The following is a 12,435-nucleotide window of genomic DNA, read 5'->3' as shown; positions in this document are numbered from 1 at the left end:
TTATCCTCCATGGTTATGAGTTAAAACGTGGAGATGATGACCATAAAACGTAGATAATGCACCCTCATCAAGGCTTTCAAATTGCTCTGTTTTACCGTGAAAATGCAAGGTCTTATTTAAACAGGCAACATGTGACACTTTATCAGTAATTGTACCAATATCATGAGTGACTAATAATAAGCTAATCCCCAAGTTCTGATTTAAGTCTTCTAACATATTGTAAAAGCTTTGAACATTTGTAGCATCTACACCTACAGTTGGTTCATCTAAAATTAATAAGGATGGGTCACTAACTATTGCTCGTGCAATAAAAACTCTTTGTTGCTGACCCCCTGATAACTCTCCAATATTTCGATTAGTATACTGGCTCATTCCTACTGAAGCTATCGCTTTTGCTGCTGCTAATTTATGTTCCCTTGAAAAAAATCGAAGTAAACCTACCTTCGAAGTCAAGCCACTTAGAACAACTTCAAGCACTGTTGCAGGAAAACCACTATTAAAACTGTTTGCCTTTTGGGAAACAAACCCAATTTTATGCCAATTTTTAAATTTGTGAATTTCAGTTCCAAATAACCGTATCGAACCAAATTGCGGTTTAATAAGTCCTAAAATACATTTTAATAAAGTTGATTTACCAGACCCATTTGGCCCTACTAACCCTAAAAATGCGCCTTGAGGCATTACTAAATTAATGTCCTCTAAGACATTCTCCTGCTCATAACCAAAGGTTAGATCACCAATTTCTAATATGGGTACATTATTATTTGTCATGTTATCACCATTCTGTCTTATTAGGAATCATTCCGATTTAAACAACAAAATTATACATGAAGCAAGCTCTATTGTAAAGAAAAGGCTACTTTCGTCAACCTTGTTGATCATTTCCAACATAGAACAACTTAATAAAGCTCCATGCATCTTCCACTTTTTCATAGAATAAAAGATGCTATGGAAACTCGTTATATATGATCAGCAACGATCATGCGAAAACATCCTAAAGTTATACGTCATTAATGTATAGCTGACTTAAACTTAGCTCCCCTCGTTTCTTGTGTACTCATAATTGTCAAAAATGCATTAGCATCGATTTCATGTACGATCGATTTAAGTTTAGTTACTTCAATCCTTGTTACAACAACGTAAATTACTTCTTTTTCTGCATCTGTAAATCCACCTTTTCCCTTCAACTTAGTTGTACCGCGTCCAAGCCTATGTAATATAGCATCCGATACTTCTTCATAATAATCGGAAACGATAATGACGGCCTTCGTTTCATCTAGTCCTTGAATGACAGTGTCAATTGTTTTGAAAGCAATATAATATGTCATAACAGAATACATTGCTTCTTCAGTTCCAAAAACAAATGCTGCCCAAACAAAAATAAAAATATTAATAAACATAACAAACTCGCCTACGGAAAAAGGCAGCTTTTTTGTTAATAAAATACCAAGAATTTCAGTGCCATCTAAAGATCCGCCATGTCGGATAACTAACCCTACCCCAACGCCTAATATTAAGCCTCCAAATACAGTTGCCAATATAGGTTCTGGTGTAAATGGTTCAACATTGTGCAGAAGTTGTTCAATAATAGCCAGACAAATAATTCCGAACATAGAAGATATCATAAACGTCTTACCAATTTGTTTATACCCAGAATACATAAATGGGATATTTAGTAGAACGACTAACATTGCAAAACTTATATATGAAGGCGTTAAATAATCAATAATTAAAGAGACACCAATAATTCCACCATCAATTATATTATTTGGAACTAAAAATAACTCAATAGAAACAGCTACTAATCCTGCTCCAAATAAAATCATTATGAAGCGATAAAAAAAATGTAGTTTGCTTTCTTTTTTATGTTGTCTTGTTGCCATGAGTCTCCCTCCCCAGTGTTGTTAGATGTGCGTTAAATTTTCTTTGTATCATTATACTTGTTTCTCCTTGTAAATATGAAGCACCCTTGGTTTATGGAACACAATTTTATTCTATATCATACTATGTGTAAGGGGAGGAGAATACAATGAAGCTTTTTCAACACGTGATTAATCAAAAAATAAAACATATGACCGTTAAAGATTTACTTAATTATAGTAAACAATATGACATTAAAATATCGAAGGAACAGGCAAGGCAAATTACAGAGCTTATACAAAAGAGAGATGTAGATATTTTTGAAGATAAAGAGCGAAAAAAACTCATTAAGGAAGTTGCTAAAATTACAAACCCAACTGTAGCTAAGAAAATCAATTCTTTTTTCACTAAATTTATTCAATAAAAGGCTGTCTAATATAAGTTAAGACAGCCCTTTAAATGTTTTGACACAGATTTGTAGGGTACATAAATCCTTGTCATTATGATGACGTAGTGATTAAGCTAACCAGCCAAAATTTTTGTTAGTAAATTTGGATTATATTCTTTTTGATTTAACATTTCTATTTCAAATTTATAAGGCGGCTTTTTATTTTTCTTGTCTTCCCCAACATATGGAGTTTCTAAGATTTTAGGTATATCTGAAAGCTGCGGATGATGAACAATATAGCTAAGAGCATCATATCCAATATGTCCAAACCCAATGTTTTCATGTCTGTCTTTATGAGAATTAGTTGGATTTTTACTGTCATTAATATGTAATACTTTTAAACGGTCAAGTCCGATCACTTGATCGAAATGTTGAAGCACACCATCAAAATCATTCACAATATCATAGCCAGCATCATGAGTGTGACATGTGTCAAAGCATACAGTTAACTTCTCGTTAAGCGTGACACCTTCGATAATTTGAGCAAGCTCTTCAAAAGTTCTACCACACTCTGAACCTTTACCTGCCATCGTTTCCAAAGCAATTTGGACATTTTGCTCAGGCGTTAAAACTTCGTTTAAACCTTCAATAATTTTGTTAATTCCTGCCTCTACTCCTGCTCCCACATGTGCACCTGGATGAAGAACAATTTGTCTTGCACCTAAAGCTTCAGTTCTTTCAATTTCTGATCGTAAAAAATTGACGCCTAATTCAAACGTTTCAGGTTTTGTAGTATTACCGATATTAATAATATACGGGGCATGAACAACTATATCTTCAATACCATGTTCTCTCATATGAGCATGGCCAGCTTCAATATTTAATTCTTCAATTTTTTTTCTTCGCGTATTTTGTGGAGCACCAGTATAAATCATAAAAGTATTTGCACCGTATCCCACGGCTTCTTCACTAGCTCCAAGCAACATTTTCTTTCCACTCATAGAGACATGGGAACCTATTTTTAACATACCATTCATCTCCCTTAAAATAATATCGTCATAGGTTTGATCACTTAGTTCTCTTGTTTATACGTCGTTGACGCTTCTTGTATTGTTCCATATCGTTTTTCATTTTCTTTTTGTAACCAGGCTTTACTTTTGAAGGTTTACGGACAATTTTTTTAGCTTCAATATCAAGCCCATTCAATTGTTTTTTACGCTTATTACGTTTATCTCTAGCTCCTAGTTCAACCCATTCGTTATTACGTAGATCCTGTTGTTTAAATGTAATTCCCATCTTTTCTAATTTTACTATTGCATCCTCATCTGATGGGTCATACAATGTAGCTGCAATCCCAGAATAACCAGCTCGCGCAGTCCTCCCTACTCGGTGAACATAAAAATCTAGATCAGAAGGTATTTCAAAATTAATGACGTGACTAACCCCTTCAATATCAATACCTCTAGCTGCTAAGTCTGTTGCTACAACATATTGAAAGTCTAAGTCCTTAATTTGCTTCATCATTTTTTTCCGATCACGTGGTGATAAGTCCCCGTGAAGTCTACCGACTTTTAAACCCTTTTTAATTAATGAGTCTGCAACTTCATCTGCCTTCACTTTAGTATTGGTAAAGACAATTGCTAAATATGGATTATACTTCAACAAGATATCATGTAAAATTTGAACTTTGTCCCGATGACGTGATGGGATCAAAATTTGCTCAACACTCGTAACAGTTACTTGATTAGGAGCTACATGCGAATATTTTGGGTTGTCCATATATTTACGTAAAAACTGCTTTAATTTTTCTGGTATTGTAGCAGAAAAAACTAATATCTGTAATTTTTCTGCCATCCTAGCTGCAATTTGATCTACTTCATTAATGAACCCCATATCAAGCATTAAATCTGCTTCATCGACGACTAATGAATTAGAAGTATATACATGCAGCGCCTGTTCCTTTATTAAATCCAGTATTCTTCCTGGTGTTCCTACAACGATGTGTGGTTGTACCTTTAGCTTTTCAAGCGTACGTTGTTTATCTGTCCCACCCACATAACATCGTGCAGTTATTTGTTCGCTTCCATCATAAAATTGTGTGACCTTTAATACTTCCTGATAAATTTGATTAGCTAATTCACGCGTCGGTGCTGTAATAACCGCTTGTACTTCTTGTTTTGCAGGGTCTATATTGTTAATAACCGGCAACAAGTAAGCATGTGTTTTACCTGTTCCTGTTTGTGATTGACCTATTACACTTTCACCTTTTAAAATCGAGGGAATCAAACGCTCTTGTATGTCAGTAGGTTTATAAAATTGCAAGCTATTAATCGCTTTGATTATAAAAGGCTCTAATCCAAATCGTTCAAATTGTGAGTTCATCGTATCTATACTCCTTATGAAACTATCCCAAATGAATTGTAAATCCCTCTGGAATACTCAATATAATTTCTACTATCCAAAACATATCATCATTAGATTATAATGGATTTTATAAGAAAAGTGCAAGCTTGTCAGCAATTCACTTAAGCGATCGGGCTTTATTGAATACTGCTAATGCTTTTAGAAAGGCAAAGTTAAACCGCGTCACATTAGAATGTAGAGCACCATATTTATTAAGTATAGGCTGTTTTCATACTAAAAAATAAAGGGCATTTTCTCTTCTACGACGACTATTGAATAAAACAGCGTAGTTATTTTCAAAGTTTACGAATAGAGCCTACATTAAAATATAATTCCAGATGCTAAATGTAAACTATGTTAACAGTAATAGAAATACAAAAATCAACCTAAGACTCAATCAAGTACTTATTTTGTTGAAGTATAGAACGATTAGCTACACCTCAAAGACACTTGAAATAACAACAAAGTGTTATTCATGCAATCCTTTGAAAACCATATAAACATCTTCCTAATTAGTTTAACATTATTCCCTTTTTTGATAAAAGTTTTGTTTGGTTTAAGCACTACAATCTTATATCATCAAATTTCTATGCTATGTTTGCTTTTTACTATAGCTGTTTTCGCAGTTTATTGTTTAATAAATAAATAAACATAAATACAACTAGATCAGGGTATCTTTACTTCAGTAAAACAATTATTTTTGAGGTAAACGTTATTAGATACTATAGTAAGAAATTTATTCGAAAAGTACCTTTACTAACACTAAAGCTGCTAGGATGGGGTTATATTCATCAGTCATCACCGTTTAAGATGGAATTATCCACTTGTACAAAAAATAACCGTTAATAGGAAGAAAATGTCGATCTAAACTTAAGTTTTTCAGAAAACAGGCTACAACCCCACAACATAACAACTTGATCCCACATAAAATAATCTATAATTACTAGCACAATGGACAAATGAAAGGAGAATGAAATTGAATCACCAAAACTCTCTTAATCAAATGCTTTCTAACAGTCAATGGTTCCAAAATCCATTTACTTCAATCATGCATTCAAACAAAGGGTTAGATAATTATTTGTCAACGATGCTCCACTCACCAAATTCGTTTAAAGGCTTAATGAATCCAAAAGATTTCCAAAAATCATTAAGCAGTGTTCAACAATGGTTTAAAACTGCCGAATCGGTAGCCCCAACGTTAAAGGAATTGTCCCCTATCGCAAATAAAATTCCTTCTATGTTTAATATGTTTAACGAACCATCAAACCAGACAAAAAATTCAATCCGTCCGAGAGACCTACCAAGAATAGCGAAATCTCCACCTGTTGATCGGAGTCGAGAATCAAAACCAAAGCTCTATATTTAGCTCATAACTTTAATTCTTATCTCCACTTCGCTATAATAAAGAGAAATAAGAAAAGCATAACAACTTTTTACCACCCACAGCTAATGTGAGACATTTCATAGATGCTTGACAAGTCCATGAAGAAAACTTTTCTTATTTTTTGTAAGCTCTTTTCGTAAATTTTATTGCTTTTTACAAATTACTACATCATATGAGGGTTTTGTTCCATGTTTTATATAAGGGAATACGAAACCCTAGTTTTTTATGTGTTTGTTTCATCATACGAATAATATTAATCAATGCGAAAAAAGCTTATTTCATCCGATGAACAAATGATTGTTAGGCATTTACTAATATAGATAAAAAATTCTCATTTAGGGATAAATGGAGGAGATTCGAATGGAAGTAGTCAAAATTAATCCTAGAGGTTATTGTTATGGTGTTGTAGATGCCATGGTAATTGCTAGAAATGCAGCTCTAGATAAAACCTTACCAAGACCAATATACATTTTAGGAATGATTGTTCATAATAAACATGTAACTGATGCATTTGAAGAAGACGGGATCATCACTTTAGATGGAGAAAACAGACTTGATATTTTAAGCAAAGTAGATAATGGTACGGTTATCTTTACCGCTCATGGCGTTTCACCTGAAGTAGTAAAACTTGCAAAAGAAAAGGGGCTTGTGACAATTGATGCAACATGCCCAGACGTAACAATAACTCACGACTTAATAAGAGCTAAAGAAAGTGAAGGCTATGACATCATCTATATAGGGAAGAAAGGACATCCTGAACCCGAAGGAGCTATTGGTGTTGCTCCTCAAGCTGTTCACCTCGTAGCGAACGAAGAAGATGTGCAAAACCTTTCTTTAAATAACGAAAAAATTATTGTCACAAATCAAACGACGATGAGTCAATGGGATGTTGGCCATATTATGGAACAAGTAAAGGAAAAATACCCACAGGTAGAATTTCATAAAGAGATTTGTTTAGCTACACAGGTTCGACAAGAAGCAGTTGCAGATCAAGCAGGACAGGCAGATGTTACTATCGTTGTAGGTGATCCAAAGAGTAACAATTCTAATAGGTTAGCACAGGTTTCCATGGAAATAGCAGGAACAAAGGCTTACCGTGTCGCGGATGTGACTGACATAAATATCGATTGGATTAAAGATGCGAACAAAGTAGCAGTTACTGCAGGTGCATCGACACCAACACCTATAACGAAAGAAGTTATTGCATTTTTAGAAAACTTTAATAGCTCAGATGAATCAACATGGACGAGAGAAAGAAAAGTGCCATTGCACAAAATATTACCTAAAGTAAAAACTTCCAAAAATTAAGAACGTTCATTTTATATAACCGACAAAATACATTAATGGGACTAAATAAATTACTATTTAGCCCCATTTTATAGTTAGCCTTTTTATGTAAACTCTGTACAATTCTTCATCCCTATGTATCATTATTATTGGATACTATACTTTTTTACATAAATGTAAAAGGGTCTGTATTTATTTCAGAAGCAATAATATTCACTTTAAAGTTTTTAGAGGCAACTTGCTTACGCATCATTTCTACAACACCCTTTTTCATCACTTTTTCGACGTTATGACCTGGATCCACAATATTTAACCCAGCCTGCATTGCATCATGGGCAACATGATAATATATATCACCAGATACATATACATCTGCACCTCTCATCTTTGCTTGGCTAATATATTTATTACCGTCTCCTCCCAAGACAGCAACTTTCTTAACCTTGTCTTGTAAATTACCCACTACTCTTAAACCTTCCACATCTAATTTGCTCTTTACAAAAGCTGCAAAATCTCCAAGTGTGAGCTCACTTTGTAAGTAACCTATCCTACCTAACCCTTTCATTTCTCCCTTATTATCAAGGGGATAAATGTCAAAGGCTACTTCTTCATAAGGGTGTGCCTTAAACATTGCAGATAGTACTTTTTTTTCTAGGTTTTCTGGGAAAACCGTTTCTATCCGCTGTTCTTTTACTGTTTCCAGTTTTCCAGCTATTCCTATATAAGGGTTAGCATTTTCCTTAGGTAGAAATGTGCCTACACCTTCTGAACTGAAGGTACAGTGACTATAATTACCGATAAATCCAGCGCCGGCATTGCCGATTGCCTCTTTAATTTGATCAGCATGGGCCTCTGGGACGGTTACAACTAATTTTTTTAAATTCAACTCAAAAGTAGGAACTAACACTTCTACTTTTGTAAGCTCAAGTGCTTTAGCTAATAAATCATTTACCCCACCTTGTGCAACATCTAAATTTGTGTGCGCAGCATAGATGGTAATATTATTTTTTATACATTTTTCGATAATCCTTCCATCAGGTCGATCGGTAACGATATTTTTTAATGGTCTAAAAATGAGTGGGTGGTGAGCAATAATTAAATCAACACTATTTTCTATCGCTTCATCGATAACTGTTTCTAAAACATCTAATGCAACCATTACATGACGAATAGGCTTATTCAATGTCCCTATTTGAAGCCCAATTTTGTCACCCTCCATTGCAAGATGCTTAGGAGAAAACTGCTCAAATAATTGAATAACTTCAAATCCATTTGGTATTTTCATGTTAAAGCCTCCGTTACTAATGTAATTTTTTGTTCAAGTTCCTTTTTCTTACTTAGATTATCGTAGGAGTGAGAAGCATGATCTAATTTTGCTAAAATCATTCGCCAATGCTTTAATTCATTTGTCCATTTTCGCTTGAATGAATCATTATTCTCCTTTACTAAAAATGGACCTACGAGTAGACCCTTTTCAATGTCCTCTTCATAAGGCTCATACGGTGCTCCTCTTTCAGCTATTAAAATTTCATATATTTTCTCATCTTCCTCTAAAATGGTTTCAGCAATTAACTCCCACCCATTTAAAATAAACCATTGTCTTACATGCTTTGATCCCACATTAGGTTGTAGAATTAACCGCTTGACCCCAGAGAGCTTTTCTTTGCCTGTTTCTAGAATGTCACGGATAAGCAGTCCACCCATTCCTGCAATGGTTATACAATCGACTTCTCCTCGTTCGATTACGGACAAGCCATCACCTTTTCTTACATCTATCACATTATTTAAATGACAAGAGGTCACTTGGTCATTTGCAGATTGAAACGGTCCTTCAGTTATCTCTCCTGCAATTGCAAAAGTTATCTTTTTTTGTAAAAAAGCATAGCAAGGTAAATATGCGTGATCTGATCCAATATCAGCTAGCTTTGATCCCATTGGAATGTACTCTGCTACAGCTTCTAATCTTTTCGACAGCTTTAATTCGTTCATTTTTTCACCACTATCTTTATTTTATATTCGATTATGAATGATCTAAATGAAAAAGTCCATTACCGAAGTATGGACTTTGCATCATGTATAAGGTTTAGCCTATTTTAATGTTGTTAGCCATTCAGCCATTGCATCCAATTGATCAGCTGGAACTAATCCTCCTGGCATAGAGCCTTTCCCGTTTGCTAAAATATCTTTAATTTGATCCAAATCTAACTTGTCACCAACACCTAGAAGCGCTGGACCAGCTACGCCTTCATAATTTCCTCCATGACAGCCAATACAGCTCCCATTATAAATTTCTTCTGGAGATTGTACGACTTCTTCTTGTGGTTCCTCTTCACCTAGTGCAATCTTTTCAGCGTCTCCTAAACCTTTGAAAGAAAGGAATAACATAAGACCAATACCTAAAACCGCGATTAGTGCATAAGGCACTAGTGGATTTCTGTTCATTTCATTTACCCCCTTATGTAAAAAATGAAGTCAAGTAGTAATTATATTTTACAAACAACTTCTATTTTACTTTAAAATAAATAGAAGGAAAAGTCCTAATTCAAAGTTCTTATACATTTTGAAATTTTATTACGAAAATATACACATATTATTGATTAAAACATAAGGGGTTATACGAGTTAACAACCAATTTGTCTTGCAATGACTAATCTTTGAATTTCTGAAGTACCTTCACCAATTTCTAACAGCTTAGCATCTCTCATCAAACGTTCAACTTGATACTCTTTCATGTACCCGTAGCCACCATGAATTTGTACAGCTTGACTTGTAACTTCCATACATATTTCAGAAGCATATAGCTTACACATAGCAGCCTCTTTCGTAAATGATTTTTTATGGTCTTTCAGCCACGCGGCTTTGTATACCATATTTCTAGCAAGCTCAATCTTTAAGGCCATATCAGCAAGCTTAAATTGAATGGCCGACATTTTTGAGAGGGGTTTACCGAACTGAACTCTTTCATTTGCATATGCATGTGCCTTTTCAAATGCTGCTTGCGCAATTCCTACTGCCATAGCACCAATACCAATTCTTCCTCCATCTAGCGTGATTAAAAACTGTTTTAAGCCATTCCCTCTTGTTCCTAAAATGTTTTCTTTTGGAACCCTTACATTACTTAATACAAGTTCTGTAGTATTTGACGCATTTAACCCCATTTTTTCATAATTATCAATGATTGAAAAGCCTTCCACATTTGTTGGAACTATTATGGAGCTTATTTCTTTTTCATCCCCATTTCTACTTGTAATTGCAGTTAATGCTAAGAATTTAGCAAAGCTAGCATTAGTTATAAAACACTTATTACCGTTAATCACAAAATCTTCACCATCTTCTACCGCCTCAGTCATCGTTCCACCAGCATCAGATCCAGCATTTGGCTCAGTTAGCCCAAATGCCCCTAACGATTCACCATTACATATAGGAGCCAAGTACAGTTCCTTCTGTTCATCAGAACCAAATAAATTAATAGGTGCCCCACCTAAAGAAATATGTGCTGAATAGGTTATTCCTGTAGAGGCACATGCTTTACTTAATTCCTCAACTACGATTGCAAAACTAATTGTATCTGCACCTGCACCCCCATATTCTTCTGGAAATGGAAGACCCATTAATCCTAGCTTTGCCAATTTGTTAAATATCTCTCGAGGAAACATTTTATTTTTATCACGTTGAATTGCTCCTGGAGCAACTTCCCCCAGAGCGAATTCCTTTATGGTTTTTTGCAAAACTTGTTGTTCCATTGTTAAGTCAAAATTCATATATTTTCTCCTCTCAACAAAATGTATACGCTTACATTCCATTATAAGGTTAATTAATGAATTTTCTCAACATTTTAAAATATTTAAAAACTTATTTCTATAACCATTTGCAAAACACCTAACAATTCAGTACAATAAATTACAAGAAATGTTATAAAAAAAAATAGTTCACTCCAACTTTTTAGTTGAAGTAAACTATTGTGATGGAAAAATAATCGAAGACAAGATTATTCTAGAAAATCTTTTAGTCGCTTACTACGACTAGGATGTCTTAATTTACGCAGTGCTTTTGCTTCAATTTGTCGTATACGTTCACGTGTTACTCCAAAAACTTTGCCAACCTCTTCTAGAGTTCGCGTTCTACCGTCATCTAAACCAAATCGAAGGCGAAGTACATTTTCTTCACGGTCAGTTAACGTATCTAAGACATCTTCTAATTGTTCTTTCAATAATTCATACGCTGCATGTTCAGAAGGTGATGTAGCATCTTGGTCTTCAATAAAATCTCCTAGGTGCGAATCATCTTCTTCCCCAATCGGTGTTTCAAGTGATACGGGCTCTTGTGCAATTTTTTGAATTTCCCTAACTTTATCTGGTGTTAAGTCCATATCTTCAGCAATTTCTTCTGGAGTAGGTTCTCGACCTAAATCTTGTAATAATTGTCTTTGAACACGAATTAATTTATTTATCGTTTCGACCATATGAACAGGAATACGTATTGTTCTCGCTTGATCTGCAATAGCACGAGTAATTGCTTGACGAATCCACCAGGTTGCATACGTACTAAATTTATATCCTTTTTCATAGTCAAATTTTTCAACCGCTTTGATTAAACCCATGTTGCCTTCTTGAATCAAGTCAAGAAACAACATACCACGACCAACATAACGCTTTGCAATACTTACTACTAATCGTAGGTTTGCCTCAGCTAGACGACGTTTTGCTTCTTCATCACCTTGTTCAATGCGTTTTGCTAGTGATATTTCATCTTTAGCAGATAACAAATCAACACGGCCAATTTCTTTTAAATACATCCGAACTGGATCATTAATTTTTACTCCTGGAGGTACACTTAGGTCATTAAGGTCAAATTCTTCTTCTTTCGCTAGATCTTGGACGTTGGGGTCTTTATCTTCATCACCGTCACCAATTAATTCTACACCTTGTTCACCTAAAAATTCATAATATTCATCCATTTGGTCTGATTCAATTTCAAACCCTGACATACGTTCGGCGATCTCTTCATAAGTAAGTACCCCGCGTTTTTTCCCTACCTCTGTTAATTGTTCTTTTATTTGGTCAAGTGTTAATTCAGTATCAATATCTTTAGAACGAGCTGACTTTTCAGCCAT

12 protein-coding genes are annotated in these 12,435 nt (G+C 34.6%); 3 read left to right on the top strand and 9 right to left on the bottom strand.

Annotated elements, in window-relative coordinates; translation table 11 throughout:
• Positions 1-771, bottom strand: a complete 771-nt coding sequence (locus tag SLH48_RS02050) for a metal ABC transporter ATP-binding protein (protein WP_320256835.1) — start codon at positions 769-771, stop codon at positions 1-3.
• Between the two features lie 239 nt (positions 772-1,010).
• A complete protein-coding gene (locus SLH48_RS02045) occupies positions 1,011-1,883 on the bottom strand; it encodes a YitT family protein (RefSeq protein WP_214480282.1) in 873 nt (290 codons plus the stop codon).
• A 146-nt stretch (positions 1,884-2,029) separates the two neighbouring features.
• On the opposite strand from SLH48_RS02045, the gene SLH48_RS02040 reads away from it, so the two are divergent.
• Entirely contained in the window at positions 2,030-2,284 is a 255-nt protein-coding gene (locus tag SLH48_RS02040; protein WP_214480283.1) for a DUF2624 domain-containing protein, read from the top strand.
• A gap of 98 nt (positions 2,285-2,382) precedes the next feature.
• Here SLH48_RS02040 and SLH48_RS02035 read toward each other — a convergent pair whose 3' ends face one another.
• Positions 2,383-3,276 carry a deoxyribonuclease IV gene (locus SLH48_RS02035; RefSeq protein ID WP_320256834.1) on the bottom strand — a complete coding sequence of 298 codons (894 nt, stop codon included), beginning with the start codon at positions 3,274-3,276 and terminating at the stop codon, positions 2,383-2,385.
• A gap of 40 nt (positions 3,277-3,316) precedes the next feature.
• Complete coding sequence (locus SLH48_RS02030; RefSeq protein ID WP_320256833.1) at positions 3,317-4,630, bottom strand: DEAD/DEAH box helicase; 1,314 nt, start codon at positions 4,628-4,630, stop codon at positions 3,317-3,319.
• 997 nt (positions 4,631-5,627) lie between these two features.
• Between SLH48_RS02030 and SLH48_RS02025 the strand changes: the two genes are divergently transcribed.
• Both SLH48_RS02025 and SLH48_RS02020 read left to right on the top strand, forming a co-directional pair.
• A complete protein-coding gene (locus SLH48_RS02025; RefSeq protein ID WP_320256832.1) occupies positions 5,628-6,017 on the top strand; it encodes a hypothetical protein in 390 nt (129 codons plus the stop codon).
• A gap of 378 nt (positions 6,018-6,395) precedes the next feature.
• Positions 6,396-7,343 (top strand): 4-hydroxy-3-methylbut-2-enyl diphosphate reductase, encoded by a 948-nt coding sequence (locus SLH48_RS02020; protein ID WP_320256831.1) that lies wholly within the window; start codon positions 6,396-6,398, stop codon positions 7,341-7,343.
• A 145-nt stretch (positions 7,344-7,488) separates the two neighbouring features.
• Here the strand turns inward: SLH48_RS02020 and SLH48_RS02015 are convergent, their stop codons facing one another.
• The 5 genes from SLH48_RS02015 to rpoD all read right to left on the bottom strand — a co-directional run bounded on the left by SLH48_RS02015 (position 7,489) and on the right by rpoD (position 12,435).
• On the bottom strand, positions 7,489-8,607 hold the full coding sequence (locus SLH48_RS02015) for a Nif3-like dinuclear metal center hexameric protein (RefSeq protein ID WP_320256830.1): 1,119 nt from the start codon (positions 8,605-8,607) through the stop codon (positions 7,489-7,491).
• Positions 8,604-9,311: a tRNA (adenine(22)-N(1))-methyltransferase TrmK gene (locus SLH48_RS02010; RefSeq protein WP_320256829.1), complete on the bottom strand. Its 708-nt coding sequence runs from the start codon at positions 9,309-9,311 to the stop codon at positions 8,604-8,606. The genes SLH48_RS02015 and SLH48_RS02010 overlap by 4 nt, the downstream gene beginning before the upstream one ends.
• 99 nt (positions 9,312-9,410) lie before the next feature.
• Positions 9,411-9,764, bottom strand: a complete 354-nt coding sequence (gene cccA / locus SLH48_RS02005) for a cytochrome c550 (protein ID WP_320256828.1) — start codon at positions 9,762-9,764, stop codon at positions 9,411-9,413.
• 179 nt (positions 9,765-9,943) lie between these two features.
• On the bottom strand, positions 9,944-11,083 hold the full coding sequence (locus SLH48_RS02000) for an acyl-CoA dehydrogenase family protein (RefSeq protein ID WP_320256827.1): 1,140 nt from the start codon (positions 11,081-11,083) through the stop codon (positions 9,944-9,946).
• Positions 11,084-11,310: 227 nt separating this feature from the next.
• Complete coding sequence (gene rpoD / locus SLH48_RS01995; RefSeq protein WP_214480295.1) at positions 11,311-12,435, bottom strand: RNA polymerase sigma factor RpoD; 1,125 nt, start codon at positions 12,433-12,435, stop codon at positions 11,311-11,313.

Source organism: Cytobacillus sp. IB215316, from assembly GCF_033963865.1.
GTDB classification, from domain to species: domain Bacteria; phylum Bacillota; class Bacilli; order Bacillales; family SM2101; genus Nanhaiella; species Nanhaiella sioensis.
This window is presented reverse-complemented; position numbering and strand designations above follow the sequence as displayed.

What these genes read in the sequence shown, in the direction of transcription:
- SLH48_RS02050 (WP_320256835.1), bottom strand. Translation starts at nt 771, where the DNA reads ATGACAAATAATAATGTACCCATATTAGAAATTGGTGATCTAACCTTT.
- SLH48_RS02045 (WP_214480282.1), bottom strand. Translation starts at nt 1,883, where the DNA reads ATGGCAACAAGACAACATAAAAAAGAAAGCAAACTACATTTTTTTTAT.
- SLH48_RS02040 (WP_214480283.1), top strand. Translation starts at nt 2,030, where the DNA reads ATGAAGCTTTTTCAACACGTGATTAATCAAAAAATAAAACATATGACC.
- SLH48_RS02035 (WP_320256834.1), bottom strand. Translation starts at nt 3,276, where the DNA reads ATGTTAAAAATAGGTTCCCATGTCTCTATGAGTGGAAAGAAAATGTTG.
- SLH48_RS02030 (WP_320256833.1), bottom strand. Translation starts at nt 4,630, where the DNA reads ATGAACTCACAATTTGAACGATTTGGATTAGAGCCTTTTATAATCAAA.
- SLH48_RS02020 (WP_320256831.1), top strand. Translation starts at nt 6,396, where the DNA reads ATGGAAGTAGTCAAAATTAATCCTAGAGGTTATTGTTATGGTGTTGTA.
- SLH48_RS02015 (WP_320256830.1), bottom strand. Translation starts at nt 8,607, where the DNA reads ATGAAAATACCAAATGGATTTGAAGTTATTCAATTATTTGAGCAGTTT.
- SLH48_RS02010 (WP_320256829.1), bottom strand. Translation starts at nt 9,311, where the DNA reads ATGAACGAATTAAAGCTGTCGAAAAGATTAGAAGCTGTAGCAGAGTAC.
- cccA (WP_320256828.1), bottom strand. Translation starts at nt 9,764, where the DNA reads ATGAACAGAAATCCACTAGTGCCTTATGCACTAATCGCGGTTTTAGGT.
- SLH48_RS02000 (WP_320256827.1), bottom strand. Translation starts at nt 11,083, where the DNA reads ATGAATTTTGACTTAACAATGGAACAACAAGTTTTGCAAAAAACCATA.
- rpoD (WP_214480295.1), bottom strand. Translation starts at nt 12,435, where the DNA reads ATGGCTGAAAAGTCAGCTCGTTCTAAAGATATTGATACTGAATTAACA.